The 26,498-nt window shown below is 70.8% G+C and carries 23 protein-coding genes; 11 read left to right on the top strand and 12 right to left on the bottom strand.

Annotated elements, in window-relative coordinates; genetic code table 11:
• The first annotated feature begins 463 nt into the window (after positions 1 to 463).
• The gene (locus tag E1286_RS30325) at positions 464 to 1,507 is read left to right on the top strand and encodes a DUF4192 domain-containing protein (protein WP_425464778.1); all 1,044 of its coding nucleotides are present in this window, start codon (positions 464 to 466) and stop codon (positions 1,505 to 1,507) included.
• Positions 1,508 to 2,220: 713 nt separating this feature from the next.
• On the opposite strand, the gene E1286_RS30320 is transcribed toward E1286_RS30325, so the two are convergent.
• Entirely contained in the window at positions 2,221 to 2,565 is a 345-nt protein-coding gene (locus E1286_RS30320) for a hypothetical protein (protein ID WP_111185291.1), read from the bottom strand.
• Positions 2,566 to 2,697: 132 nt separating this feature from the next.
• Between E1286_RS30320 and E1286_RS30315 the strand changes: the two genes are divergently transcribed.
• Complete coding sequence (locus E1286_RS30315; RefSeq protein WP_246075347.1) at positions 2,698 to 3,291, top strand: DUF1707 and DUF4870 domain-containing protein; 594 nt, start codon at positions 2,698 to 2,700, stop codon at positions 3,289 to 3,291.
• A gap of 733 nt (positions 3,292 to 4,024) precedes the next feature.
• Here the strand turns inward: E1286_RS30315 and E1286_RS51435 are convergent.
• From E1286_RS51435 to E1286_RS30300, 3 genes are all read right to left on the bottom strand, one after another.
• Positions 4,025 to 4,804 (bottom strand): septal ring lytic transglycosylase RlpA family protein, encoded by a 780-nt coding sequence (locus tag E1286_RS51435; protein WP_281282778.1) that lies wholly within the window; start codon positions 4,802 to 4,804, stop codon positions 4,025 to 4,027.
• Positions 4,805 to 5,880: 1,076 nt separating this feature from the next.
• Positions 5,881 to 7,404 (bottom strand): ATP-dependent DNA ligase, encoded by a 1,524-nt coding sequence (locus E1286_RS30305; protein ID WP_132617959.1) that lies wholly within the window; start codon positions 7,402 to 7,404, stop codon positions 5,881 to 5,883.
• Positions 7,405 to 7,580: 176 nt separating this feature from the next.
• The gene (locus E1286_RS30300; protein ID WP_111181887.1) at positions 7,581 to 7,955 is read right to left on the bottom strand and encodes an FKBP-type peptidyl-prolyl cis-trans isomerase; all 375 of its coding nucleotides are present in this window, start codon (positions 7,953 to 7,955) and stop codon (positions 7,581 to 7,583) included.
• A gap of 76 nt (positions 7,956 to 8,031) precedes the next feature.
• Here E1286_RS30300 and E1286_RS30295 point away from each other — a divergent pair, with 76 nt between their 5' ends.
• Positions 8,032 to 8,679: an SDR family oxidoreductase gene (locus E1286_RS30295; RefSeq protein ID WP_132617957.1), complete on the top strand. Its 648-nt coding sequence runs from the start codon at positions 8,032 to 8,034 to the stop codon at positions 8,677 to 8,679.
• Here E1286_RS30295 and E1286_RS30290 read toward each other — a convergent pair whose 3' ends face one another.
• Positions 8,680 to 10,119, bottom strand: a complete 1,440-nt coding sequence (locus E1286_RS30290; RefSeq protein WP_132617955.1) for a GuaB1 family IMP dehydrogenase-related protein — start codon at positions 10,117 to 10,119, stop codon at positions 8,680 to 8,682.
• A gap of 97 nt (positions 10,120 to 10,216) precedes the next feature.
• Between E1286_RS30290 and E1286_RS30285 the strand changes: the two genes are divergently transcribed.
• Complete coding sequence (locus tag E1286_RS30285; RefSeq protein ID WP_132617953.1) at positions 10,217 to 10,669, top strand: GyrI-like domain-containing protein; 453 nt, start codon at positions 10,217 to 10,219, stop codon at positions 10,667 to 10,669.
• A 6-nt stretch (positions 10,670 to 10,675) separates the two neighbouring features.
• On the opposite strand, the gene E1286_RS30280 is transcribed toward E1286_RS30285, so the two are convergent.
• A complete protein-coding gene (locus E1286_RS30280) occupies positions 10,676 to 11,200 on the bottom strand; it encodes a TetR/AcrR family transcriptional regulator (RefSeq protein ID WP_132617951.1) in 525 nt (174 codons plus the stop codon).
• An 81-nt stretch (positions 11,201 to 11,281) separates the two neighbouring features.
• Here E1286_RS30280 and E1286_RS30275 point away from each other — a divergent pair, with 81 nt between their 5' ends.
• Positions 11,282 to 12,496: an FAD-dependent monooxygenase gene (locus E1286_RS30275; protein ID WP_132617949.1), complete on the top strand. Its 1,215-nt coding sequence runs from the start codon at positions 11,282 to 11,284 to the stop codon at positions 12,494 to 12,496.
• Here the strand turns inward: E1286_RS30275 and E1286_RS30270 are convergent.
• Positions 12,493 to 13,614, bottom strand: a complete 1,122-nt coding sequence (locus E1286_RS30270; protein ID WP_132617947.1) for a CaiB/BaiF CoA transferase family protein — start codon at positions 13,612 to 13,614, stop codon at positions 12,493 to 12,495. The two genes, E1286_RS30275 and E1286_RS30270, sit on opposite strands and share 4 nt — an antisense overlap.
• Before the next feature lie 189 nt (positions 13,615 to 13,803).
• Between E1286_RS30270 and E1286_RS48900 the strand changes: the two genes are divergently transcribed.
• From E1286_RS48900 to E1286_RS30250, 4 genes are all read left to right on the top strand, one after another.
• The gene (locus E1286_RS48900) at positions 13,804 to 15,375 is read left to right on the top strand and encodes a serine/threonine-protein kinase (protein WP_187368241.1); all 1,572 of its coding nucleotides are present in this window, start codon (positions 13,804 to 13,806) and stop codon (positions 15,373 to 15,375) included.
• Positions 15,372 to 16,355, top strand: a complete 984-nt coding sequence (locus tag E1286_RS30260) for an NAD(P)-dependent oxidoreductase (RefSeq protein ID WP_132617945.1) — start codon at positions 15,372 to 15,374, stop codon at positions 16,353 to 16,355. The genes E1286_RS48900 and E1286_RS30260 overlap by 4 nt, the downstream gene beginning before the upstream one ends.
• A 126-nt stretch (positions 16,356 to 16,481) precedes the next feature.
• Positions 16,482 to 17,831, top strand: a complete 1,350-nt coding sequence (locus E1286_RS30255) for an FAD-binding oxidoreductase (protein ID WP_132617943.1) — start codon at positions 16,482 to 16,484, stop codon at positions 17,829 to 17,831.
• 4 nt (positions 17,832 to 17,835) lie between these two features.
• Complete coding sequence (locus E1286_RS30250) at positions 17,836 to 19,095, top strand: SAM-dependent methyltransferase (protein ID WP_132617941.1); 1,260 nt, start codon at positions 17,836 to 17,838, stop codon at positions 19,093 to 19,095.
• A gap of 379 nt (positions 19,096 to 19,474) precedes the next feature.
• Here the strand turns inward: E1286_RS30250 and E1286_RS30245 are convergent, their stop codons facing one another.
• The 4 genes from E1286_RS30245 to E1286_RS30230 form a co-directional block, all read right to left on the bottom strand.
• Positions 19,475 to 19,780 carry an alpha/beta hydrolase family protein gene (locus E1286_RS30245; RefSeq protein ID WP_223190543.1) on the bottom strand — a complete coding sequence of 102 codons (306 nt, stop codon included), beginning with the start codon at positions 19,778 to 19,780 and terminating at the stop codon, positions 19,475 to 19,477.
• A 153-nt stretch (positions 19,781 to 19,933) separates the two neighbouring features.
• Positions 19,934 to 20,890 carry a phosphotransferase enzyme family protein gene (locus tag E1286_RS30240; protein ID WP_132617939.1) on the bottom strand — a complete coding sequence of 319 codons (957 nt, stop codon included), beginning with the start codon at positions 20,888 to 20,890 and terminating at the stop codon, positions 19,934 to 19,936.
• A 10-nt stretch (positions 20,891 to 20,900) separates the two neighbouring features.
• Complete coding sequence (locus tag E1286_RS30235; RefSeq protein ID WP_132617937.1) at positions 20,901 to 21,443, bottom strand: AAA family ATPase; 543 nt, start codon at positions 21,441 to 21,443, stop codon at positions 20,901 to 20,903.
• Between the two features lie 79 nt (positions 21,444 to 21,522).
• Positions 21,523 to 23,055 (bottom strand): long-chain-fatty-acid--CoA ligase, encoded by a 1,533-nt coding sequence (locus tag E1286_RS30230; RefSeq protein WP_132617935.1) that lies wholly within the window; start codon positions 23,053 to 23,055, stop codon positions 21,523 to 21,525.
• Positions 23,056 to 23,305: 250 nt separating this feature from the next.
• Between E1286_RS30230 and E1286_RS30225 the strand changes: the two genes are divergently transcribed.
• Entirely contained in the window at positions 23,306 to 24,145 is an 840-nt protein-coding gene (locus E1286_RS30225; protein ID WP_132617934.1) for an alpha/beta fold hydrolase, read from the top strand.
• Positions 24,146 to 24,151: 6 nt separating this feature from the next.
• Here the strand turns inward: E1286_RS30225 and E1286_RS30220 are convergent, their stop codons facing one another.
• Entirely contained in the window at positions 24,152 to 25,210 is a 1,059-nt protein-coding gene (locus E1286_RS30220; protein WP_246075345.1) for an RNA methyltransferase, read from the bottom strand.
• A gap of 227 nt (positions 25,211 to 25,437) precedes the next feature.
• Between E1286_RS30220 and E1286_RS30215 the strand changes: the two genes are divergently transcribed.
• Positions 25,438 to 26,498, top strand: a 1,061-nt coding sequence (locus E1286_RS30215; RefSeq protein ID WP_132617933.1) for a cytochrome P450, incomplete at its 3' end; no start/stop codon positions are given.

The raw sequence follows: 26,498 nt of genomic DNA, 5'->3' as shown, positions 1-26,498 counted from the left end.
CCTCCGGGCGCTCACGCCTTCGACCCCGCCTTCGACCCCGCCTTCGACCCCGCCTTCGACCGCCCCTGTAGGGCCGGCGACGCCTTTGGGTTCGTCTTCGGTCGCTCCCGCACGGCCCGCCGAGCCTTCCACCCCGTCATCGGGTGTTCGCACCAGGCTCGCTGAGCCGCCTGGCGCGTCCTTCGACGCTCTCACTCCGTCGGCCGAGCGTTCCAGCCCGTCATCGGGTGTTCGCACGAGGCCCGCCGACCCTGCCGGCGCGTCCTTCGGCGCTGTCACTCCGGCGGCCGAGCCTTCCAGCCCGTTCTTCGGCGTTTCCGCAGGGGACATCGGGTCTTCCGCCCTGGCCGGCGAGGCTTCCGCTCCACGCTCAGGGGCTTCCGCCCTGGCTTCTGCCGTCCCCGACCCGCCTCCGGTCTCTGCCTCTGAGTCGCCCTTCGACGCGCCGGAGCCGTGTCTCACCCTGACCAGCCCCACCGACATCCTCGCGGCCGTCCCGTACCTCGTCGGCTTCCACCCGACGAGCAGCCTGGTCGTCATCGGCCTCGCGGCGGGCCGGGCGAAGATGGTGGCGAGATGGAGCCTGCCGCTCCCGCCGGGCACCCTCGACGCCATGCTGCCCCTCTTCGAGAGGGAGGCGGTCACCGGCATCGTCATCGTCGGCTACGGCCCCGGTGAGCTGGTCACGCCGGGCGTCGACGAGACGAGGCGGCTGGCCGCCGGTGCGGGGGTTCACGTGGGGGAGGCCCTGCGCGCCCACGAAGGCCGCTACTGGTCCTACGTCTGCGACGTGGCCACGTGCTGCCCGCCGCAGGGCACCCCGTACGACCTGTCCAGCAGCCAGATAGCGGCCGAGGCGACCGTGCACGGGCTGGTCGCGCTCCCCGACCGCGAGGCCCTGGAACGCACGCTCGCCCCCGTCACCGGCCCCGTACGCGTGGCGATGAGCCGAGCCACAGCCGAGGCGATCGCCGAGCTCCAGGCCAGACTCATGGCCTCAACGGACCTCGACGCGTTCGCGGCCGAGTTCGTGTCCGACGGCTTGGCGAGAGTCCGGTCGGCCCTGCGCGTCCACACCGAGGGCGGACGCCTCCACGACCTCGAAGCCGCCAGGCTCGGCCTCAGCCTGACGCTCATGAGGATCCGCGACGAGGCCTGGACCCTCATGCAGGATTCTCACGTCACACTCTGGAAAGACCTGACCCGCCGCCTGGACCCGCGCTTCGTGCCCCCGGCCGCATCCCTGCTGGCGATGGCCTCCTGGCGGGCGGGCAACAGCGTCCAAGCCACCGTCGCCCTCGAACGCGCCTTGACCATCGACCCCGGCTACTCGATGGCCCACCTCCTCTTGCACGCCCTGCAGAACCTCCTCTCCCCGGAGCTCCTGCGCGACCGCATGCCCACCCCCGCCGAGCTCGACGAGGCCATGGGCCCCGTCAACGCCTCCTGGCTCCTGCCCCTGATCAACCTCATGGACGAAGACGACTCCGTCCCACCCCTGGAGTGACCCGACGCCCGCCTCGTTCCGCGAGGACGCCCGGCCCCGACCCCTCGTTCCGGCCTCGTCCTCGCAGCATCCGACACCATCCGTGCGCGCTCGCCGGCCGGGAGCCGGCCCGGGAACACGGCGACCGCGCCCAGACGACGTCGGTTCGTGCAGACGGCCCGGCCAGGCGGCCGATAGCACCCCAGGACACTCTGCCCGGCCCTCGGCCGCGACTTCCGCCACCAGCACTCTGGAGCTGTTCAGCGACATAGACCCGCATCCGAACGACCGGGCGACCGGGCGACCGGGCGACCGGGCGGGTGGCTGCTCGGCACGCTGAGCTTCTGGGGCCGCCCTGTTGGCCAGGAGCTACCGCCGCTGGAGCGGCGCATCACCGACCACCTGGACTCGCCGATGAGGACGGACGGCTCGACGCCCAGTTCAAGCACCACCCCGCGTGGCCCACGTCCGCGAGACCCTCCAGCCGGCGGTGGCCGTCGAAGACTCCCACCTCGGTGCGGTCAGGGCGTGCGGTGAGCGGGCGTACCCGATGGTCGGAGGTTCGGTGATGTGGGTGTGCGCGATGTCAGCGTGGTCCGCTGGCTGGCGATAGCTCAGGATTGGGTGGGTGGGAGTGCTCGATGAGGTCCGTCGGGGAGGCGGCGTGTTGTGGGGACGCGGACATGGTGGCCTGGGTATGACGAACGGTCAGGCCGGCCTGTGATGGCCGGCCGTCAGAGGGTGTCCTCTTCCTTGCGGCGGCGTTCGTTGTACGCGCGCATGCGTTGCGGGTAGCCGGTCAGCTGGACGTCGTACACCGGCAGGGCAAGATCGCGGGCGACCTTGTGGATCACGGCGGGCGAACCGACCCGCCGTCTGGTCCATTCGCCGTCGTCGGCCACCGCCACGGCGGTCGTGTCGGTGGCAAAAGTCTCTGGCTCGACATAAAACTCGACGCCACGCCGCGATCGGGCGAAGGCGATGAGCGCCTCGATGTCGGCGTCTGTCGCCTCTCGGTCGAACTTCGCGATCTTACGACCGCGCAGTCGACGAATGCCGTAGCGGTCTCGCCATCTCATGGATCCTTTTTATACCGTCTGGAGGCTTCGCGTCGGGGATGATCTCCGGGACAGATCGGGGATTCTCCCGATGGCGGGCGACGATGCGGCGACGCAGTATGGGGGTGTCAGCCCGATTCTCAGAGGAGAGGCATGGCGATTATGGCTGGGGTACCGAAAATCCCCGGGCCGGGAGAGGTGCCGCCAGCTCATCTGCGCGTCACCCATCAGGACCGCGAGCACGTCGTCGAGCACGTCAAAGCCGCTTACGCGGACGGTCGCCTCGACAAGCTCGAGTTCGACGACCGGCTGGAACAGGCGATGACGGCGCGCACGCACGGCGACCTGATGCCCATCATGACGGAGCTGTACGGCAGCCAGGCAGTCGAACGACTCGCCCCGCCGCCGGCTCCGGCACGCCCGGCTCATGCGACGGAGAGCAACGAGCGTCTCGGCGCCGCTCTTGGTCATTTCCTGCCGATCATCGGTTTCCCGATCATCGGGCCGCTCATTCTCATGCTCACCGGCGGCAAGACGTCGCCGTACATCCGCAGCCACGCCGTGGAGGCGCTCAATTTCCAGCTCACGGTGATGGGGGCGTCGGTGCTGCTGACGTTCACGGTCATCGGGATGGTGCTGCTGCCGTTCCTGTGGGTCGCGGCCATGGTCCTCGGCATCGTCGCCGGCGTCACGGCTCTGTCGGAAGACCAATACCGTTACCCGATGACGGTTCGCCTGGTGAAGTGACCTGGCCCGCTTTCGCCGACGCAATCGCCGACCCTGAGCCCTTTCGGGGTCGGCGGCACGTATTTTCCCAGCGCGAGTTTCGTCGTCGGTTCATTCCGATCTCATAACTTGCCAAGGGAACCCGCCTGACGCCAGCTCCACGGAATTGCCGACGAAATACCACCTCCGCCGACATCCGACGGCACCTTGGCAAGGGGAACGAACCCGCCACCGCAATGGGCCGGCCGCTGCGCGTATCCGGTGGGCTGAGGGTTCGGGCATGATCGTGAGCTCGGGCGGTTTTTGTTCTCGCCACGGCAGACGCACGCCTGAGCGGTGGCGCGTACGACCGGCTGAGCACCCGGTGTTGGCGACCCTGAGGCGTAACGGGCTGGAGGTGCGAGTACAGAGGCTCCGGGAGGCCCGGGTCGGACGTGACACTCCAGGTCGCTCGGCTGCCATCTGGTTGGGGTGCCCTGCCGGCGGGCGCCGCGTGGCCATGTCGCAGACGTAGCACCAGTAGCGGCCATCGTGGGCGCGCGGGGTCTCGCCCATGTGGACGCCCCCAGGGGTCAGCCGCCCCGTCTTGTCGACGTCCGGGGTGACCAACTCACCGGCCGCAGGCCCCAAGGTCGGACGGGAAGGGCGGATGGCGTCGTCGAGCCGGCCGCCCTCTCCTCGGGCGGTCCCAGGGGCGTCCGTGTCAACGGTCACGGAGCGGTCGTGCCCCGTGGCCACAGTCGGTCCCACACGGTCAGCGGGCCAGCACCTGGTACTTCACGTGCATCACGCCCGCGCTCAGGTCGCCGAGGGCGGCGAAGGCGCCCTCCGACAGGTCGAGGCAGCGTCCGCCCACGAAGGGGCCGCGGTCGTTGATCCGCACGGTGACGGATTCGCCGTTGTCCGGATTGGTGACGCGCACCCTGCTGCCCATGGGCAGAGTCTTGTGGGCGGCGGTCATGGCGGAGGGGTCGAAGCGTTCGCCGCTGGCGGTCATCTGGCCTTCGCCGTAGTACGACGCGCCACACGAGCCGGAGGCGATCACGCGGAACCTCGGCTTCCTGCGCTCGCCCCGGGTGTCCTCGTTCCTGGCCACCCTGGTCGTGTACGCCGCCTTCTTGGCGGTCTCCATCTCGGCCTTCACCCTGGGGGATTCGGTCTTGGCCTTCGCCTTGGGTGATTCGGCGGGCAACGGAGACTTCGTGGGCTGGGGCGACCTGAGGGCCTTAGCCGGAGCGACCACCGCGGACGGCTTGGTGGCGGGCGACGACGGCGCCGGGCTGTGCCGGCGGGAGGGTTTGTGCGGCGAGGCTGCCGGGCTGGGAGTCGTTCTCGCCGTCTTCGCCGGGGTGGGGGAGGACGTCGTCACCGGTTCGGACAGGGACATGGCGACAGTGCGCTGGGGAAGGTCGTCGTTGCCGATGGCAGCCCAGGCGGTGGTGGAGACGGCCGCGACAAGGGCGGCTCCGCTCGCGACCGCGACCCAGCGGCCGGGGAAGGTCGGGAAGGACGGCTTGCGCGAATGCTGGCCCAAGGTAAACCACGGTCCTAGCTAGGGGATGGGGCAAGGAAAGGCCGCGCCTGAGGGGGGCGGGGTTGTACGGCGGCTGATCCGTAGGCGGGTCGGGGGACCCGCGCGGTGTGGACGAACATAAGGGACAAACAGGAGGCAAAGGCAACATAATGGGACATCTAGTGACATAAATCACTTACAGTGCGTGATCATGAGATTTTGCCGCGTGTACGTGTGGATCAACCGGTCTCCCGCAACCGTCAGAGCACCGCACTCCCTCCTTGCCGGGATCGGGCGCTGCAGGAGTGATCGCCGAGCACCTGCTCGCCGACGACGCACGCCACCTGTCCAGCTCGATGATCTGGACCCAGTGCGGGTCGTGCCCCTGACCGACGGAAGTGGGGCGTGGCCCCGCGGTGCGGGTGTGGCGCGGGGCTGGACGTGGCGCCGCGGTGCGGTGCGGGCTGACGGGTCACGGTGTGGGCGGAGCTCAGGCGCAGACGATCAAGCGGTCGCTGCTGGAGGTGTCCCTTCCCGAGGCCTGTCGCTGCGCCTTGACGAGATGAACCGGGCTGACATCGCCGGTCCAGTTGTGGGCGCCCGCTCAGTCTCCCGCCTGGCGGGTCGCCCGGCGTGTACGCCCGGTGTCCGGGAGCCGCCCAGCGCGCGCTCCCGGGGGGTCACGCGCGTCTTCGTTCAGATGGCGCATCGAGGTCGGATCCGCGCGCGGGCAGCCTGGGAGGGCGCGGGCTCAGGTCGTCGGTGGCGTCGAGAGAGACGACAAGAGTGCCGCACTTCCGCCTCGCTGGGCAGAGACCGTTTCGGGGTTACAACATGCGGCACGTGCTCAGGCCGGCGGCGTAGCGGGAGACGTCGACGGTGCCGTACTGGTGCCTCACCGGGACGTGGGGGCTCTGGGGTTGCATGACCCCGGGTCGGCGGTGTCATGCCCAGGTCCTGCTGGGCAGCGCGCCGCTTTCCTGCGGCCGCCACGCGGGTGGCCCTGGATGGGCTGGCCGGTGGGGAGTGGCTGCCTTGTACGCGTGCCGCTGTGTGGGCCGAACAGGACTCGCCGCAGGTGCAAGGGAGGGGCCCGGTCAGAGCATCAGGGAGCGGACGGTGTCGACGGTGTCGGCGTCCTCCACGCGCTTGTCGGGTCGGTAGCGCAGGACGCGGGCGAAGCGGAGCGCCATGCCGCCCGGGTAGCGGGGCGAGCGCTGCACCCCGTCGAAGGCGATCTCGACGACCAGCTCGGGCCGGAGCTTGACGGTCCACTGGTCGGTGGGGCCCTCGGCGAGCTCCAGGAAGCGTTCGGTCTGCCACGCCAGCAGCTCGTCGGTCAAACCCTTGAACGTCTTGCCGAGCATCACGAACCCGCCCTCGGGATCGCGCGCCCCAAGGTGGAGGTTGGACAGCTTGCCCTCGCGGCGGCCGTGGCCCCACTCGGCCGCCAGAACCACCAGGTCGAGCGTGTGGCGCGGCTTGACCTTGATCCAGCCGGCGCCGCGCCGGCCTGCCGCGTAGGGGGACGCGAGCGACTTGACCACCAGGCCCTCGTGGCCCGCCTTGACCACGTCGGTGAAGAACTGCTCGGCCTCCGCCACGTCGCCCGTGACCAGGCGGGGCGTCAGCAGCCCCTGCCGGACCGTACGGGTCAGGGCCTCCTGGCGCTGGGCGTAGGGCAGGTCGAGCAGGTCGGCGCCGTCGATCCGCAAGGCGTCGAAGAAGAACACGCTCAGCGGCGTCTTCTCACGCAGCCGGGCCACGTCGGTCTTGCTGGAGACGCGGCTCGCCGTCACCTGGAACGGGTGCGGCCGGCCGTCGGGCCGCAGGGCGATCACCTCGCCGTCGAGCACCAGATCGGCGGACGGCATCTCCAGCACCGCCTCGACCAGCTCGGGAACCTGCGCGGTGATGTCGTCGAGCGTACGGCTGAAGACCGTGACCTCGGAGCCGGAACGGTGGGCCTGGACGCGGATGCCGTCGAGCTTCCACTCCAGCGCCGCGGGAGCGCCGGCCTTCTCCAGCGCGGCGGCCACGTTGGGCGCGCTGCCCGCCAGCATGGGCGAGACCGCCTGCCCCACCTCCAGCCGGAACCCGCGCAGCGCCGCCACCCCGCCGGTCAGCGCGGCCGCCCCGACGGCAGGCAGCCAGCCGCGTAGTGTGAGCGCGCGGCGCACGTCGGCCGACGGCGCCCCCGACGCCTTGGCCACCGCTTCGATCATGACGCCGTCGAGCGCGCCCTGGCGCAGCTCACCGTGCAGGAGCCGGCGCATGAACTGCTGCTCCTGGCTCGTCAGCCCGGCGAACAACTCCGCCACCAGCGCCTTGCGCGCCGCCTGCGAGCCCTGCCCCGACACCGCCTTGATGCGGCTCAGCAGCTCGTCGATCTGGGTCAGCGTGGCGGTGGCGGCCAGCTTGGGCTGCGGGATGTCCTCCAGCGTGCGCCAGCCGACGCCGACCTGCCGCTGGGGCAGCTCGCCCGAGAGGTAGGAGATGGCGATCTCCGCCTCCTCCGGGCCGACCCGGCCCAGCAACTCCGCCAGATGGCCGATCTTGCCCAGCCTGGCGGACGTGCGCGTCACCACCTCGGAAACCCGGACCACGTCGATCAGAAGCACACGCCTATGGTGCCTCACGCAGGCGACATTTCCCCAACCGAAATCGGCATATCTCCTGCGTGTGTCCGCCGAAGGGAATTAGCGGCTGCAGGGCAGGCAAAGTGGCGCGGGGGACAGTCCGGCCAGAAAGCCGCGATGGGCTCAGGGGCCGGAGTGTCCCGCGCGGCGCTGAGCCGTCAGCTGACGCCGAGAAGATCGACGACGAAGATCAGCGTCTCGTTCGGCTTGATGCGCGGCGGGGCGCCGCGGGTGCCGTAGCCGAGGTGCGGCGGGATGACGAGCTTGCGGCGACCGCCGACCTTCATGCCCACGACTCCCTGGTCCCAGCCTCCGATGACGCGACCGGCGCCCAGGGGGAACTCGAACGCCTGGCCGCGGTTCCATGACGCGTCGAACTCCTCCCCGGTCGAGAACGAGACGCCCACGTAGTGGACGCGTACGTTCTGGCCGGGCTTGGCCTCGGGGCCGTCGCCCACGGTCAGGTCCTCGATCTCGAGGTCCGCGGGCGGGTTGCCGCCGGGGAAGTCGATCTCGGGCTTCTCGAGTGCCACGAAAATGCTCCTGTTGCGATTGTTGACGATGCGAATGACCCGACGACTCTATGCGGTCGGGCTATCGTCATCGTTCATGGCCGCCCTTTCTCCCGACTCGATCCTGCTCACCGGCCGCGTGGCCGTCGTCGCCGGGGCGGCCAGGGGAGCGGGGCCGGCGATCGCGGAGGCGTTCGCGGCTTTCGGGGCGCACGTCGCCGCCTGCGACCGTGACAAGCCGCACGGCGAGCCGGCGATGACCGTGCGCGACCAGGTCGCGGTGGAGGTGTTCGCCGAGGCCGTACGCGAGCGGTGGGGCCGCGTGGACGTGCTGGTCAACAACCAGGGCTCCGCGGACGCCTCGCACGAGGGGTTCGCCGGCATCTCGCCGCGCGGCGAGCGACTCCTCTTCGAGGAGCACTTCACGCAGGTCACCGGAATGATTCGGACAATGCTCCCGCTGATGCGCCCGGGCGCGTCGATCGTCACCGTGGTCCCGCCGGAGACGGGCGCGCCGGTGCACGCCGCGATGAGGGCCGCGCTGGAGAGCCTGACGCGGACGCTGGCCGCCGAGCTGGCTCCCCGCGGCATCCGGGTGAACGCCATCACCCCGCGTACGGAGAACGCCAACCCCCGAGCACCCGACGAGAGCCTGTGCGGTGCGGCGGTGTTCCTGGCCGGGGACCTCGCCACGTCCGTGACGGGGACGACGGTGCGGGTGGACGCAGGGCCCGCCGCAACCTGATCACCAGCTCTGGTGCAGCGGCATGCCCTCCGCGTAGCCGGACGTGCTCTGCACGCCCACGATCGCCTTCTGGTGGAACTCCTCCAGGTCGGCCGCCCCCGCGTACGTGCACGACGAACGCAGACCCGCCACGATGGCGTCGATCTGGTCCTCGACGCTCGGCCGCTTCGGATCGAGGTACATCCGGGACGTCGAGATCCCCTCCTCGAACAACGCCTTCCTGGCCCGCTCGAACGCCGAGTCGTCGGCGGTCCGCAGGCGTACGGCCCGCGCGGAGGCCATGCCGAAGTTCTCCTTGTACTTGCGGCCGTTCGCGTCGGTGTGGGTGTCTCCTGGCGACTCGTACGTGCCCGCGAACCACGAGCCGACCATCACGTTCGACGCCCCGGCGGCCAGCGCGAGCGCGACGTCGCGGGGGTGGCGCACGCCGCCGTCGGCCCACGCGTGCCGGCCCAGGCGCCGCGCCTCGGCCGCGCACTCCAGGACCGCCGAGAACTGAGGCCGCCCCACGCCGGTCATCATCCGTGTGGTGCACATCGCGCCCGGGCCGACGCCGACCTTGACGATGTCGGCCCCGGCGTCCACCAGGTCGCGGACGCCGGCGGCGGTGACCACGTTGCCGGCCGCCACCGGCACGCCCGGGTCGAGCGCCTTGACGGCGCGGAGCGCGGAGATCATCTTCTCCTGGTGGCCGTGGGCGGTGTCCACGACCAGGCAGTCGATGCCCGCGTCGAGCAGCTCCTTGGCCTTGGAGACGAGGTCGCCGTTCACGCCGACGGCGGCTCCGATGCGCAGCCGGCCCTGCGCGTCGACGGCCGGCTGGTAGAGCGTGGCGCGCAGCGCGCCCGTACGGGTGAGGATGCCGACCAGGCGCCCGTCGCCGTCCACGATGGGCGCGAGCCGGTGGCGGCCCTCGTGCAGCCGCTCGAACGCGCCGCGCGGGTCGAGACCGGCGGGCAGCGTCAGCAGTTCGCTGGACATGACGTTGGACAGCTGTGTGAACATGTCCACGCCCTCGCAGTCGGCCTCGGTCACGACGCCGACGGGACGGTTCTCCCAGTCGACGACGACGACCGCGCCGTGCGAGCGCTTGGGCAGCAACTGCAGGGCCTCGCCGACGGTCGCGTGCGGGGTCAGGGTCAGTGGGGTGTCGTGGACGAGGTCGCGTTTCTTGACCCAGTCGACGACGTCGGCGACGACATCGAGTGGTATGTCCTGCGGGATGACGGCGATGCCGCCCCGCCGCGCCACGGTCTCGGCCATGCGCCGGCCGGCGACCGCGGTCATGTTGGCCACGACGATCGGGATGGTGGTGCCCGTGCCGTCGTTCGTCGAAAGGTCGACTGCGAGCCGGGAACCGACCGAGGAACGCGACGGGACCATGAACACGTCGCTATAGGTGAGGTCGTAATGGGGCTCGAGGTCGTTAAGAAACTTCACGTTCGCCCATCTTATGTGCCGGTACGTCAACAAGGAGTTTCCCCCTTTCTCGGGGGCTTATGATCGGCCGGGACGCTTTTGGGGGAGGGGAGTGCTTGTGGAGGTCACCGAACGGGCCGAGCTGATCGTGGTCGGGTTCGCCGTGCGCACCACCAATGTCGAGGAAAAGGACCCGGCGCGCGCTAAATTGCCGGCGCTCTGGCAGCGCGCCGGCGCGCCAGGGGCTTTCGCGCATGTGCCGAATCGTCTGGACGAGAACCTCTACGCGGTCCTCACGGACTACGAGAGCGACCACAACGGCGCGTTCACGCAGATCGTCGGCACGGGCGTGCGCACGGTGCCGCGGCTGCCGGAGGGCATGGTGGCCGTCCGCGTCCCCGCCGGTCAGGCGCTGCGGCTGGAGGCCCGCGGGAAGATGCCGCAGGCGCTGATGGAGGCGTGGCAGCAGCTGGTGAACCACACCGAGTCGGGCGGCACGCCGTCGCGCGTCTTCACCACCGACCTGGAGGTGCACCACCCGGGCGGTGTCGACCTGTACGTGGCCGTCTGACCCGTCTCACTTGAGGCCGAGCGCGGCGGCCGCCGCTTCGACGGCCGCCGGCTTGACCTCCTCCAGCGGCAGGTTCGCGTATTCCACCGTGCAGTCCGCCAGCCCGCCGAGCGCCACCGTGGCCCTGATCTGCTGCTCCTGGGTGAGCTCGGGGCCGATCAGCAGGCAGATCAGCACGCGCCGCCACTCGAACATGCGCCGCCCCAGGTCGAGATAGGCCAGCGTGGACATCTCCCGCACCACCATGACGATGATCTCGCGGTGCTTCCAGATCACGTCGAAGTAGTCCTCGAGCAGGCGCCGGGTCTCGATGCCCGGCTCGCACGCGTTCACGAACCGCTCGCAGTCGTCGACCATCGGCTGCACGATGCTGCGCACCAGGTCGTCGCGTGAGGCGAAGTGGTAGTAGAGCGCCGGTTTGGTGATGCCCAGCCGTTCGGAGATCTGGCGCAGGCTGGTGTTCTGCACGCCCTGCTGGGCGAAGAGCTCCCGGGCCACCGCCTGGATGCGTGCCTTGGTGTCGCTGGACATGCGCTTAAGACTACTCCTTACCTTCCGTTAAGTAAGTCGCTCGTGCTACCGTCCTTACTTAACGGAAGGTAAGGAGGCGGCATGAAGGTTCTCATCTCCGGAGCGAGCGTCGCGGGGCCGGTGCTCGCGTACTGGCTCAGCCGATACGGATTCACCGTCACCGTGGTGGAGCGGTCGCCCACGCTCAGGAAGACCGGCGGCCACGCGGTCGACCTGTTCCGGCCGGCCATGGAGATCGTCGAGCGGATGGGCGTGCTGGAGCGGATCTCGGCGCGGAGCACCGGCACGCAGTCGCTGGTGGCCTACCGGGACGGCGACCCCAGGCCGGTGGAGCTGAAGATGCCCGACGTCGCGGGCGCCGTCTCCGACCGGCATGTCGAGATCATGCGTGACGACCTCAGCGAGATCCTCTACGAGGCCACCCGCCACGACGTCGAGTACGTCTTCGGCGACTCCATCGCCTCGATCTCCGACGACGGGGAGGTCGTCTTCGACGGGGGCCGGGAGGAGAGGTTCGACCTGGTGGCCGGCGCGGACGGCCTGCACTCCAACGTGCGCCGCCTGGTCTTCGGCCCCGAGTCCGGCTTCACCACCTGGATCGGCGCCTACCTGGCCGTCGCCTCGGTGCCCAACCATCTGGGGCTCGACCGCCGTCTGGAGGCCATCAGGGCCGCCGGCAGGCTGGCGGGGGTCTACTCCGCCGCCCACATGGACGACGCGCGGGCGCTCTTCCTGTTCAAGACGCCGGCGGAGCTCGACTACCATCACCGCGACATCCCGCGGCAGAAGGAGATCCTCCGGGAGCAGTTCGCCCACCTCGGATGGGAGGTGCCGAGGTTGCTCGACGAGGCGGAGCGCTCGCCCGCGTTCTACTTCGACTCGATCACCCAGCTCCGTCTCGACAGCTGGTCACGGGGCCGGGTGACGCTGGTCGGCGACGCCGGCTACAGTCCCGGCCCGGCGCTCGGCGGCGGCACCAGCCTGGCGGTGGTCGGCGCGTACGTGCTGGCCGGCGAGCTCGCCGCGCACGGCGGCGACCACACCCGGGCCTTGCCCGCCTACGAGGCGGAGATCGGCGACTACGTCCGCCGCAGCCGCGCGTTCGCCGTCGACATGGCGGCCAAACTGGTGCCGGACACCCCCTTCGCCCTGTGGGGCATGACCCAGGCACTGCGGCTGATCAGCCGCCTGCCGACCGGCCTGGCCACCGCGGCCATGAAGTTCGGCACCAGGAGCGCGAGCGTGCACGACTCCTTCCCGGTGAAGGACTACTCGGCCTTCGCCAAGGCGGGTTAGGCCAGGATCCCCTGGCCGCGCAGCTTGTCGGCCTCCTCGTGCGACAGCCCCCAGCCGGACAGGTCGGTCAGGCGGGTGGCGGGCGCGAGGTCCTGCGTGGGGACGCCGAGCAGCCGCGGCGCCGGCGCCGGATGCGTCACCTCGCCCACCTGGAGGAACGCGCCGCGGGCCGTGTTGTGCGGGTGGGCGGCGGCCTCGGTCATGGACAGCACGGGCGAGACGCAGGCGTCCGACCCCTCGAACACCGCCTCCCACTCGGCCCGTGTGCGCTTCCTGAACTCCTCGGTCAGGCGGGCCTTCAACGCCGGCCACTGCGACCTGTCGTTCCGGTCGGGCAGGTCGCTCAGGGCCATGCGGGAGACCATCTCGTCCCAGAACTGCGGCTCCAGCGCCCCCACGGCGACGTACTCGCCGTCGGCCGTCTCGTACGTGTCGTACTGCGGGGCGCCGGTGTCGAGCAGGTTCGTCCCGCGCGGCCCCCAGAAGCCGCTCTGCACCCCCTGGTAGAACATCGAGAACAGGACCGCGGCGCCGTCCACCATGGCCGCGTCGATCACCCGCCCCTTGCCGGTGCGCTCCCGCTCGAACAGGGCCAGCAGCACGCCGTACGCGAGCATGAGGCCGCCGCCGGCGAAGTCGCCGAGGATGTTGATCGGCGGCGTCGGCTTGCCGCCCTCGCGGCCCAGCAGTGACAGCACGCCCGAGACCGCGATGTAGTCGATGTCGTGCCCGGCCGTCGGCGCGAGCGGCCCGTCCTGGCCCCAGCCGGTCATCCGACCGTAGACGAGCCGCTCGTTGACGGCGTGCAGGTCGTCGGGGCCGATGCCGAGCCGCTCGGCCACGCCGGGGCGGAACACCTCGATCACCACGTCGGCGTGCCGCACCAGCTCCTTGAACGCCGCCACGCCCTCGGGCGCCTTCAGATCGAGCCCGACCGTGCGCTTGCCCCGGTCCATGACGTCCGTGCGCGGCCGGTCGGAGACCGCCCTGACGCGGTCCACCCGCAGCACCTCCGCGCCGTGGTCGGCCAGCATCATCCCGGCGAACGGCCCGGGGGCGAGCCCGGCGAGCTCCAGCACGCGGACTCCGGACAGCGGACCTCGGCGAACCTCAGGCATCGGCCTCTCCTAGCATGTGGACCCGGCTCCAGTAGAACAACATTCGGTGATCTCGTGCAAGCGGGCTTGCCGACCTTCCCGCGAAGAGCTGGGAGGTATGGGAAACTTGCCCACTGTTCGGGTGGTCTCCGGACAACTACGTACAGCGGCTGTCTGCAGCAGGCGCTTGCGCCACTACAGGGGTAGGACATGGTTTCGGATAGCAACCGGCTCATCGCAGGGCGCTACCAGTTGCTGCGCGAACTGGGCCGCGGGGGGATGGGCGTGGTCTGGGAGGGCCACGACACACTGCTGAACAGGCAGGTGGCCATCAAGGAGGTGCTGCTGCCGGACGGGCTCCCGCCGGGTGACCGGGAGCGCCAGATGGTGCGTACCGTCCGCGAGGCGCGCACCGCGGCCAAGCTCAGCCATCCCTCCGTCGTCGCGATCTACGACGTCGTCGAGGACGGCGGCCGGCCGTGGGTCGTGATGGAACTGCTGCCGTACCCGTCGGTCGAGCAGGTCGTGGCGACCTCGGGAGCGCTCCCAGCGAGGGAGGCGGCCGAGGTGGGCCGCCAGGTGCTGTCGGCGCTGAAGGCCGCGCACGCCGCCGGGATCCTGCACCGCGACGTCAAGCCGAGCAACATCCTGCTCTCCGACGACGGCCGGGCCGTGCTCACCGACTTCGGCATCGCGACCGCCGAGGGCGAAGCCTCCCTCACCAGGACCGGCATGGTCACCGGCTCGCCCAGCTTCCTGGCCCCGGAACGCGTCCGCGCCGACGACGCGGGACCTCCGTCCGATCTGTGGTCGCTGGGCGCCACGCTGTACGCCTGCATGGTCGGCCGCTCGCCCTTCGAGCGTGGCGAGCCGATGGCCACGCTCAACGCGCTGCTCAACGAGGAGCCCGACTACCGCAGGATCCCGCCGATCCTGCACCCGATCCTGCGCGGGCTGCTGCGCAAGGAGCCCCAGGACCGGGTGGACGCCGAGGAGGCCGACCGGCTGCTGGCCGCCATCATCGCCGCCAAGCCCGCGTACGCCGACCAGGACGTGCCCGAGCGGAAGCAGGGCACGGGGCCCGGCCGGGCGCTGCTGGCCGCCGCCGCGACGGTGGTGCTGGTGCTGACGGGCGGCACGGTCGCGTACTTCAGGACCGCCTCCCCAGCCGAGGGCGCGCCGCGGACCGCGCAGCCCGCCGCGGCGAGCAGTCCGCTCCCGTCCGCCGCCACGCCGTCCGTCTCGCCCGCGGCGACGCCGAGCGAGACGCCCACGGTGACGAGGACCCCCACGCGGGGCCGGGTCGCCCCCGCCCTACGGGCGTGGAAGTCGGGGGACGGCTGGACGATCAAGCGACCGGCCGGCTGGCGCGGCGCCCGCGGCGAGACGTACACCGAGTGGACCCGCCGCGACGGCGACGCCCACCTCGGGGTCCAGGCGCTCTACGTCAACCTCGACCCGAACCAGATCATCCGCGACTCCGAGGAGCGGCTCGAGCAGAGCGCCGACCAGATCGTCAGCCGCGGCCGCAGGACCGTCGAGCACCAGGGCACGACGGCCGTGGAGTGGGAGGTCTCCTGGACCGCCGCGGCCGCCGCGACCGCCGGCACCGCGACCGACGAGGGCTGGGCCACGCCGGGCATCCGCTACCGCGAACTGCGCCGGGCCGTCGCCGTCGGCGACACCGCCTACCTGCTGTCGTGGACGGTCCCGGAAGCGCAGTGGAAGCGTAACCGGCCACTTATGCGAGAAGTGCTCACCAGCTTTAATGTGAGGGCATGACCGCCTGGAACCTGCTCGCCCTTCCTCCGCTGCCCGAGGAGTCCGCCCGCCGTCTGCTCGCCCCGCTCGGCGACAAGGTGACCGTACGCGTGCCCGCCCGCCGTGACCGGGAGGCGCTGCTCGCGGCGCTGCCCGACGCCGAGATCGTGCTCGGCGACTGGACCGGCGCGCTTGTCATGGACGCCGAGGCGGTCCGGGCGGCGCCCCGGCTGGCGTTCGTCCAGCAGCCGTCCGTGGGCGTCGACGGCCATGACCTCGGCGCCCTGGCCGCGGCCGGAGTGCCGCTGGCCAACACCCCCGGCGTCAGCGCCGTGGCCGTCGCCGAGTGGTGCCTGGCCGCCACGCTGGCGCTGCTGCGCAAGCTGGTCGCCGGTGACGCCGCCGTACGCGCGGGGGAGTGGCCCCAGCAGAGCCTGCGGCCCGGCGAGCTGCACGGCAGCCGCGTCGGCGTCGTCGGCTACGGCGCGATCGGCGCCGCCGCCGCCGGCATGTTCCGCGCGATGGGCTGCGAGGTGTCCTACTGGAGCCGCACCCCGCGCCAGGACCCGGGCTTCGCCGACCTCGAGACGGTCGTGGGCGGCAGTGACGTCGTGGTCGTCGCGATCGCGCTGTCCGACGAGACCCGCGGCCTCGTCGACCCCCGCCGCATGAAGCAGGGCTCGCTGCTCGTCAACGCCGCCCGCGGCCCCATCGTCGACCGTGACGGGCTTCTCGCGGCCCTGCGCGAGGGCCACCTGGCCGGAGCCGCGCTCGACGTGTTCGAGGCCGAGCCGTTGCCGTCCGGTGACCCGCTGCGGGAGTTTCCGCAGGTTCTGCTCTCGCCGCACGTGGCGGGCGTCACATCTGGGGTCACCGGCCGCCTCATCGGCGCCGTGTTCGCCAACCTCGCCGCGGCCGTCGAAGGCCGCCCGATCGACGGCGTGGTGAACGGCGTATCGCCGCAGGTCAGCCGGAAGTTTACAGATACTGCTGCCATCTAGCCGTCGACCTGGCACGATGAACAGTTTTCGTGTCTTTAACGACCCCGGTCTGTTCCGGGCAGCCGGGTGGAGATAACGTCTTACGGACGATCTCTACCAGCTCAAGGGGGTGCTTCCGTGACGACGATGTCGACACACCAACGGGCAGTAGAGCAGATCCGGCAGTCCTACGCCGAGATCCCGGGGGACGCCGCGCCCCGTCTGGCCAAGGCCACGTCCAACCTCTTCAGGTTCCGCGACGGAGGCAGGACGGCCAAGCTGTCGGCGAGAGACCTGGACGAGGTCATCAGCGTCGATCCGGAGACGATGACCGCCGAAGTCCAGGGCATGACGACGTACGAGCACCTGGTGGACGCCACCCTGCCGTACGGGCTCATGCCGTACGTGGTGCCGCAGCTCAAGACGATCACGCTCGGCGGCGCGGTCACCGGGCTCGGCATCGAGTCCACCAGCTTCCGCGACGGCCTCCCGCACGAGTCGGTCGAGGAGCTCGAGATCCTCACCGGCGACGGGCGCGTCCTCATCGCCCGCGACGACAACGAGCACCGCGAGCTCTTCCGCGCCTTCCCCAACTCCTACGGCACCCTCGGCTACGCGCTGCGCATCCGGATCAAGCTGCGCAAGGTCCAGCCGTACGTACACCTGACCCATGTCAGGTTCACCGACGCGGGCAAGTGCATGCTGGCCATGCAGGAGATCTGCGACAGCAAGGTCTACGACGGCGAGAACGTCGACTTCGTCGACGGCGTCTTCTTCGAACCCGGCGAGATGTACCTGACGCTGGGCCGCTTCGCCGACCGCGCGCCCTACGTCTCCGACTACACGGGCATGCGCATCTACTACCAGTCGATCCAGCAGCGCAGCCGCGACTGGCTGACCGTCCGCGACTACCTGTGGCGCTGGGACACCGACTGGTTCTGGTGCTCGCGCGCCTTCGGCGTGCAGCAGCCGGTGGTCCGCTCGCTGATGCCGCGCCGCTGGATGCGCTCCGACGTCTACCGCCGCCTGGTGGCCCTCGACCGGAAACACGGCGTGACGGCCCGCGTCGACCGCTGGCGCGGCAGGCCGGTGCACGAGTCGGTCATCCAGGACGTCGAGACGCCGGTCGAACGCGGGGCCGAGTTCCTCGAGTTCTTCCACGACAAGGTGGGCATGACCCCGGTGTGGATGTGCCCGCTCAAGGCCGGCTCGCGCTGGCCGCTCTACCCGCTGGAGCCCGGCAAGCTCTACGTGAACTTCGGGTTCTGGGGGATGGTGCCGCTGCCACGGGGCCAGTTCGACGGTTATCACAACCGGCTCATCGAGCGTGCGGTGCACGATCTCGACGGTCACAAGTCGCTCTACTCGACCTCGTTCTACGCCCGTGAGCAGTTCTGGCAGCTGTACAACGGCGGCGCCTACTGGCCGGTCAAGCGGGAATACGACCCGAACGGTCGCCTGCTCGACCTGTACGAAAAGTGTGTACGGGGAAGGTGAGTAGATGGCTCTGGCAACCATCTTTGAGAAAATCGTCGGAACGGACGCGAACGTCGCGTTCATGGCGTACGACGGGAGCAAGGCGGGGCCTGACGGCGCCGACCTGGCCATCGAGGTCAAATCCCCGATCGCCGTGGCCTACCTGGCCCAGGCCCCGGGAGAGCTGGGTCTGGCCAGGGCGTACATCGCCGGGCACATCGACGTCCACGGTGACATGTACACCCTGCTCGACCGCATGTGGAACATCACCACCAACGACTTGACGACGTCGGAGAAGATCGCCGCGGTCAGGTCTCTGGGTGTGAAGCCGCTGCTCATGCGCGTGCCGCCGCCCCCGCAGGAGATGCGCCAGAGCACCCTCGCCCGGCTGGGCTCGCGGCACGCCAAGCAGCGTGACGCCGAGGCCATCCACCACCACTACGACGTGTCCAACCGCTTCTACCGGTGGGTCCTCGGCCCGTCGATGGCCTACACCTGCGCCTGCTTCCCCTCCAAGGATTCGACGCTGGAGGAGGCGCAGTTCGCCAAGTTCGACCTGGTGGCCCGCAAGCTCGGCCTGAAGCCCGGCATGCGCCTGCTCGACGTCGGCTGCGGCTGGGGCGGCATGGTCATCCACGCCGCCAAGCACTACGGCGTCAAGGCCCTCGGCGTCACGCTGAGCAAGCAGCAGGCCGAGTGGGCGCAGCAGGCGATCGCCGAGGAGGGCCTGCAGGACCTCGCGGAGGTCCGGTTCATGGACTACCGCGACGTGCAGGAGACCGGCTTCGACGCGGTCAGCTCGATCGGCCTCACCGAGCACATCGGCAAGGCGAACGTGCCGGCGTACTTCGAGTTCCTCTACGGCAAGCTCAAGACCGGAGGGCGGCTGCTCAACCACTGCATCACCCGGCCCACCGGCAAGGAGAAGACCTTCAACAAGGGCGGCTTCATCAACCGCTACGTCTTCCCCGACGGCGAGCTGGAGTCGGTCGGCTGGCTGATCCGGCAGATGGAGGACCTCGGCTTCGAGATCCGCCACGAGGAGAACCTCCGCGAGCACTACGCCAAGACCCTGCGTCACTGGTGCGACAACCTCGACGCCAACTGGGACGACGCGGTGCAGGAGGTCGGCATGGGCACGGCCCGCGTGTGGGCCCTCTACATGGCCGGCTGCATCGTCGGCTTCGAGCGCAACAAGGTGCAGCTGCACCAGGTGCTGGGCGTCAAGCTCGACGAGAGCGGCCGCTCCGGCGTGCCGCTGCGCCCCGCCCGCGACTGGCCCTGACGGATCGCATCCCCCGGGAGCCCGCGTCCGGCGCGGCTCCCGTGAGCCCTCACCCTCGCATCCCCCGAACGTCGCTCAGCCCGCGGACGCGGGCGACGGCGCCGTCTTGTCAGCCGGTGCGGCCGAAGCGCAGGGTCTCCTCCCTTTCGCGTGCCGGCCGCGGCTGACATGACGCTCGTCAGGGACGGAGCCCTCTTTGAGGTCGAGCTGCTGCTCCTTGGGATTGTGGGGCTTCGCGTGCCTGCCCACGTGCTCTCCTTTTGCGTGTCCGACTGCTTGACGTGACCGTATGGCTACTCCAGGTGTGCGAGCAACCGGGATTCGGTAAAGCCGAAGGAGATTCGGAGCGCCGGGGGCTCCGGCGGGCCGGGACGCGCCGTCACACCACGGCGCAGGCGGCTCCGTCGACGATGAACGTGTACCGATCGGCGAGCGAGGCGAACTCGGTGCCCGAGTGGAACGCGGGGCCCGATCCCGCGCAGTGGTGGACGGCCACCAGCAGGGCAGGGCGGGCCGGGACGCCGTCGGGGACGTACAGGTGCATGCGCAGGTTCGTGGGGTTGGCGCCGAAGCCGGTCACCTCCGTGAGCTGCGCCGACGCGGCCGGGGGTGCCGTCATCAGGCCGGCGGCGACGATCGCGGCGGCGGCGATCAGGGCGCCGGCGATTCGCGCTCTCAGCTTCATCGACTTCCTCTCGCTCGGCCGGCGAAACGTTGCGAGTCTCCAGAGAAATTTTCGACATCGCAACCGTGCGGCTACGAGAGGTGAGCCGGACGCGGGATGAGCTGGAGCGGAACAAGGACGAAACGCCGCAGCCCGTGAAACTTTCGACAGGCGCTACGGGACGAACGCATCGAGCTCCCGGAGGGTCCCTTCGAGACCCTGCCACGCCTGGCCGGCGTCCGGGGTACGGCCGTGGGGCGAGCGGAACCACGTGACGAACTCGGCCACGTCGTCCAGGGCCCAGCGCAGGCGGTAGAGCGCGAGGGCGGCCTGGGCGGGTGTGCGGCCGGTGGCGGCGGCGTAGCGGGCCAGGTCGGCGTCGTCGCGGGCGACCAGCCACAGGTCGCGTTCCGGGGCTGCCATGCCGACCGTGTCCCAGTCGACCAGGAACCGGCGCTCGCCGGCGCGCAGGAGGTTGCCCGGATGCGGCTCCCCGTGCGTGAGCACCGGCTCCCCGGCCCCGCCCGCCAGCCGGTCGAACTCCTCCAACCCTCGCCGCAGCGCCGCCGCGTGACCGGCGACCAGCTCACGGGCGGGCTCCGCGTACGGGCCGCCGAGCCACGGCACGGAGCCGCCCGGCCGCAGGACCTCCTCCAGCACGGCCCGGCCTGCGAGCCGCACCGGCCGGGCCGGGGTCGTCAGCGGCGGCGGGGTGGCGTGCAACTCGGCGAGCAGGTCGATGACCGCGGCGCGGGCGGCGGCGTCCGGCTCGTCGCCGAAGTCGCCGGCCGCCCCCTCCACGTGCGGGAACACGCTCATGGCGTAGCGGTGGCGGTCGAGGCGGCGCAGCGTCGAGCCGTCGGCGGCGCGCAACGGGGCCACGACGAACTCCAGGCCCGCCTCCTCACGCAGGGCCGCCGCGGTGTCCATGGCCAGCCGGAGCCCGTCGAACGTCTGCCGCCGCACGTCGGCGACCGTGACGAACCAGCGCCGCCCCCTGCCGTCGCGCGCGATCCAGTGGAAGTCGCCGAAGCCGACCGGCGCGTAGTCGAGCCCGGCGGCCTCGATGCCCCACGCGGCCAGTGCGGGCCGCAGCAGGCCCTCATCGAGATCGTCCGGTCTGTCCCGCATGGCGATCACGCTACCGAATCGGCGCGAGCCCGGCCGCCGCGATCAGGAAGGCGGCGCGCTCGGCCACCGGCGCCCGCGGCAGCGTCACCACCTCGTAGCCGTAGTCCGCGTAGGCGGCCACGATCGCGTCGTACGTCCGCTTGGCCTCCCCGAGGCTCTGCCGGCGTTCGGCGTCGTGCTGGTAGATCTCCGGCCAGGGCGGCGCGGCGAACACCCGCCGGTGGTAGCGGAACGTCGTGGCCGCGTTGTGCAGGTGCGGCGGCACCGGCAGGCCCAGCATCCGCAGGTAGCCGGCCGTGTCCACGATCCCGCGGTCGAAGACCGCGTCCCCTCCGGCGGCCGCGCGGTACGAGCGCAGGTCCCACGCGAGCATCAGCTCGGCGAACAACCCCGGATCGGCCCACGGCAGCGCCCGGCCCGAGATCGCGACCTGGTCCTGGATGATCGCCCGCCCGGCCTCCGGCTGCGTGGCGTGGCCGAGCGCGCGCAGGTGCCCGACGAGCGTGCTCTTGCCGGAGCCCGGCCCTCCGGTGACGACGACGAGACGCGGCATGGTCCCTCCCTGGGGAACGGCAGACGAAAAGGCGCGGGCGGACCCGCGCCTTTCAAGGGGATGGGACCGGGCCGGACGGCTACCGCAGCTCGCGCTTGAGGATCTTGCCCGTGGCCGTCATCGGCAGGGAGTCGCGGAACTCGACGATGCGGGGGTACTTGAAGGCCGCCATGTTCTCCCTGGACCAGGCGATCAGCTCGTCCTCGGTGATCTCGGAGCCGGGGGTGCGGATGACGTACGCCTTGATCTCCTCGCCGTGCGAGTCGTGCGGGACGCCGACGACGGCGGCCAGCGACACCGCCTCGTGGCTCATGAGGACCTCTTCGACCTCGCGCGGATAGACGTTGAAGCCGCCGCGGATGATCATGTCCTTGGCCCGGTCGATGATGGCATAGTAGCCGTCCGCGTCGCGCGTGGCGATGTCGCCGGTGCGGAACCAGCCGTCCCGCATGACCTCGGCCGTGGCCTCCGGGCGGCCGTGGTAGCCCTTCATGATGTTGTGGCCCCGGATGGCGATCTCGCCCGGGCCCTCGCCCTCGATCGTCTTCCAGTCGGAGTCGATCAGTTTCATCTCCACGCCCCAGATCGGGGTGCCGATCGTGCCCGGCTTCGTCGGCCGGCCGAGGTGGTTGAAGCTGGCCACCGGAGCCGTCTCCGACAGGCCGTAGCCCTCCAGGATGCCGATGCCGAAGGTCTTCTCGAAGTCCTTGAGCACCTCCACCGGCGACGACGCGCCGCCCGCCACGGCCACCCGCAGCGTGGCCGGCACCTCCGCGCCCTCGGCGTGGATCTTCGTCAGCATGCCCCAGTACATCGTGGGCACGCCCGCGAAGAACGTCACCTTCTCCTTGACCATGAGCGCGAGCGCCTCACCCGGCTCGAAGCGCGGCATGAGCACGATCGTGGCGCCGCGCATGAAGCCGGTGTTCATGACGGTGGTCTGGCCGAAGGAGTGGAACAACGGCAGCACCGCCAGGTAGGTGTCGCTGTCGTCGCGGGGGAACATGCGGTCGCTCACCAACGCGTTCATGAGCATGTTCTGGTGGGTGAGCTCGGCGCCCTTGGGGCGGCCCGTGGTGCCCGAGGTGTACAGGATCACCGCGGTGTCGTCGGCCGCCGTCTGCACCGTCTCGAACGTGGCCGGCATGCCGTCCAGCGCCGCCCAGAACGACTCGCCGTACTGCGACTCGCTCGCGAGTGGGGTCGCGGGCAGCACGATGAGGTGCTCGCAGCCGGGGGCGGCCTCGAAGCCCGCCTTGCCGCGCTCGCCGAGCGGCAGCTCCGGCGAACCCTCGAAGCAGAACAGCGCCTTGGCGTCGCTGTCGTCGAGGTGGTACGTGATCTCCCGCGCCTGCAGCAGCACGTTGAGGGGCACGACCGTCGCGCCAGCCTTCAGGATGCCGAAGTAGACGAACGGGAAGTACGGCAGGTTGGGGCACGCGAGCGCCACCTTGTCGCCTTTGCCGATCCCGCGTGACACCAGCAGGTTCGCCACCTGGTTGGCCACCGTGTCGATCATGGCGTACGGCAGGCGCATGTCGCCGAAGACGATCGCGGTGCCGTCGGGGGTGTTCCTGGCGCTGTCCTCCAGGACGATCGACAGATTGAGCATGATGCGCCTTCCTCCTTGTGAGCGGGCTTGGGCGACATCCTTACAGGAAGGGGATACCGACCGGTAGCCTCGGCTTCGCCGAGATCTGTGGCAGGCCGCTGAACGCGGCCTACCAGAGGTCTCCACCGCGCCGGGACTTGTGGTGGGCCGCTGGACGCGGCCCGCCAGAGCTCTCCACCCGCGCCGACGCCTGATGGCCTTCCAGCTGGGGGGAGAACGGTGAAGGACCTGGGTGCTAGGTTTCGCTGGCATGGAGATCAGGACGGTCCACGCCAATGGGGTGGAGTTCGCGTATCTGGCGTTGGGGGAGGGGCCGCTGGCTCTGTGCCTGCACGGGTTTCCCGACAGCGCGCACACCTGGCGGCACCTGCTGCCCGAGCTCGCCGAGCGCGGGTACCGGGCGGTCGCGCCGTTCATGCGGGGGTACGCGCCGACCGAGGTCCCGGCGGACGGCGCGTACGAGGGGGCGGCGCTCGCCGCCGACCTGCGTGCGCTGCACGAGGAGCTCGGCGGTGGCGACGACGCCGTCGTGATCGGCCACGACTGGGGCGCCTTCCCCGTCTACGCCACGGCCGGGCGCTTCCGCGCGGCCGTGACGCTCGCCGTCCCGCCGCCGGGCGTCACGGCGCGCGGCTTCCTCGAGTACGACCAGCTGAAGCGGTCGTTCTACATCTTCCTCTTCCAGACGGCCCTGGCAGAGGCGGCGGCCTCCCGGCCCGGTTTCCTCGAGCGGCTCTGGCAGGACTGGTCGCCGGGGTACGACGCGGGCGAGGACCTCCAGTTCGTCCGGCGCAGCATCGGCGAACCGGCCAACCTGCGCGCGGCCATCGGCTACTACCGGGCCATGCTGGGCGCCACCCCGCCCTCCGGCCGCCACCCGGAGGTGCAGCCCGGCGTCACGGGCCCCGTCCTCTACCTGCACGGCGCCCAGGACGGCTGCCTCGGCGCCGACCTCGTCAAGAACGCGGGGGAGCACCTGCCGCAGGGCTCCCGCGTCGAGCTGGTGCCCGGCGCGGGCCACTTCCTCCACCTGGAACGCCCCGCCGAGGTCAACCGCCTGATCCTCGACTGGCTCGGCACGGCTGCCTGAGCGGGCTCAGCGGCCGGGTCGCAGGACGGCGATCAGCGGGTGCTGCCCGGACAGGCTCACCTCGACCACGTCCTCGACAGTGAACCCGCGCGGGATCCCGTCGTGCACCAGGGCCACGGCCAGCCCGTCGGCGGCCAGGACCCGCCGCACCTCCCGCCACAACGGGCGCAGATCACCGGCGAGCAGTCCCCGCGGGGGCACCTGGCGTCCCCACGGCGGGTTCACCAGCACGCGGTCCGCGCCTCCGTCCGCCACCGGGATCCGCCCGCCGTCGGCCACCGTCCAGGCGAACGGCCGGCCGTTCGCGTCCTCACCACCGGGTGACTCAGCAGCGGCGCGGGCGTTGGCGCAGGCGGCGGTCACGGCGGCCCTGTCGTGGTCGAATCCCGCCAGGCGCACGTCCGCACCCAGGGCGAACGGCCTGGCCTCGATCAGCGTGGTGCCCGCCCCGCAGCACGGGTCCACGACCGTGCGGGCCTTCTCCAGACGGGCCAGCCGCGCCATCGCGGCGGCCAGCGGCGGATGCAGCGTGCCCCGCACCGACGCCGTCTTGTACGGCCTGCGGTGCAGCGGCCGGTCGCCGGGCCGCACCGCGATGACCGCCCGGTCGCCCTCGATCGTCACCCGCCACGCCATCGCCCCGCTCGGCGGCCGCCCGCCCCGGCGCCGGGAGTGGTACGTCAGCCGCAGCGGCCGCGCCAGCTCGGCGCCGACCGCGTCCTCGATGTCGAACCTGGTGTACGTGCGCCGCCCCACGAACGACGCCGACACCTCCAGCACCCGGACGCCGTCGGCCGGGGCCATCAGGCCGGCGCCCAGGTCGCGCGCCGCCCGGGCCAGCCGGCGCAGCGCGGTGCGGTCGTGGCCGACGCCGTCCACCACCGCGGCGGCGAGCAGCACGTCGTCGGCCGTGCGCAGACTCCGCAGATCGGCCCCGGGCGCGGCCTCGAACCACACCTCCCGATGGCGGGTCTCGCGCACCACGCCGAGGCCGGAGCCCCGGATCTCGGCGGCCACCAGGGCCTCGATGCCGCGTACGGACCTGGCCATGGCAAAGCTATGCAACTGTCTTCTCCCACGTAGCAACCCGGGACGGCGGTCGCTCAGCCGTCCCGCATCGCCGGCGGTGGGATCCCGCGACCCGCCGGCGGGTCGCTAACGCAGGTAGAAGAACGTCATGCGGAACACCCTAGGACTTCGCACGCATCGGGCTCCACGGATTTTCCGCTTCCGTACGTACGGTGTACGTCCACCCCATTGACGTAAGTGGCCGCTTTCCGAATGATGGCCTCATGAGCGTCCTGGACTTCGACCTGTCGGACCGTGACTTCTGGGCCACCCCCATGAGCGAACGCGAAGCGGCGTTCGACCGGCTCCGCGCGCGTGAGACCCCGGCCTTCTTCGAGGAGCCGGAGGTGGCGTACGCCCCCAAGGGCCCCGGCTACTTCGCGCTCGTCAAGCACGCCGACATCCTCGAGGCCAGTCGCAACCCCGAAGTCTTCAGCTCAGGCGCCGGCGGCGCGACGAACATCCCCGACATGCCGGCGGAGTTCGCCGAGTACTTCGGCTCCATGATCAACATGGACGACCCCCGCCACGCCCGCCTGCGCAGGATCGTCTCCCGCGCGTTCACGCCCAAGATGATCAAACAGTTCGAGACCGACGTCGAGGTGGCCGCCGCGGCCATCGTCGACGACCTGCTGGCCAAGGGGCCCGGCTGCGATTTCGTGACCGAGGTCGCCGCGCGCCTGCCCCTGAAGATCATCTGCGACATGATGGGCATCCCCGAGCGCGACTACCGGTTCGTCTTCGACCGCTCCAACGTCATCCTCGGCGGCTTCGACCCCGAGTTCACCGGCGGCGAGCTCGACAAGATCGCCGAGAAGCTGCTCAACGCCGGCATGGAGCTGCAGCAACTCGTCCAGGACCTCGCCGCCCACCGCGCCGAGCACCCCACGGGCGACCTGATCTCGTCGCTGGTCAACGCCAACATCGACGGCGAGCGGCTGAGCATGCAGGAGCTGGGCTCGTTCTTCATCCTGCTGGTCGTGGCCGGCAACGAGACGACGCGCAACGCCATCTCCCACGGCCTGCACATGCTCACCGAGAACCCCGGCCAGCGCGCGCTCTGGCTGGAGGACATCGACGGCCGCGCGCCCGGCGCGGTGGAGGAGATCGTCCGGCTGGCCTCCCCGGTCAACTTCATGCGCCGCAAGACCACCCGCGACTTCGAGATGAACGGCCACCTCTACCGCGAGGGCCAGAAGGTGGTCCTGTTCTACTGGGCGGCCAACCGCGACGAGAGCGTCTTCGACGACCCCAAGCGCTTCGACATCACCCGCCACCCCAACCC

Source organism: Nonomuraea terrae (assembly GCF_004348995.1).
GTDB lineage: Bacteria > Actinomycetota > Actinomycetes > Streptosporangiales > Streptosporangiaceae > Nonomuraea > Nonomuraea terrae.
This window is presented reverse-complemented; position numbering and strand designations above follow the sequence as displayed.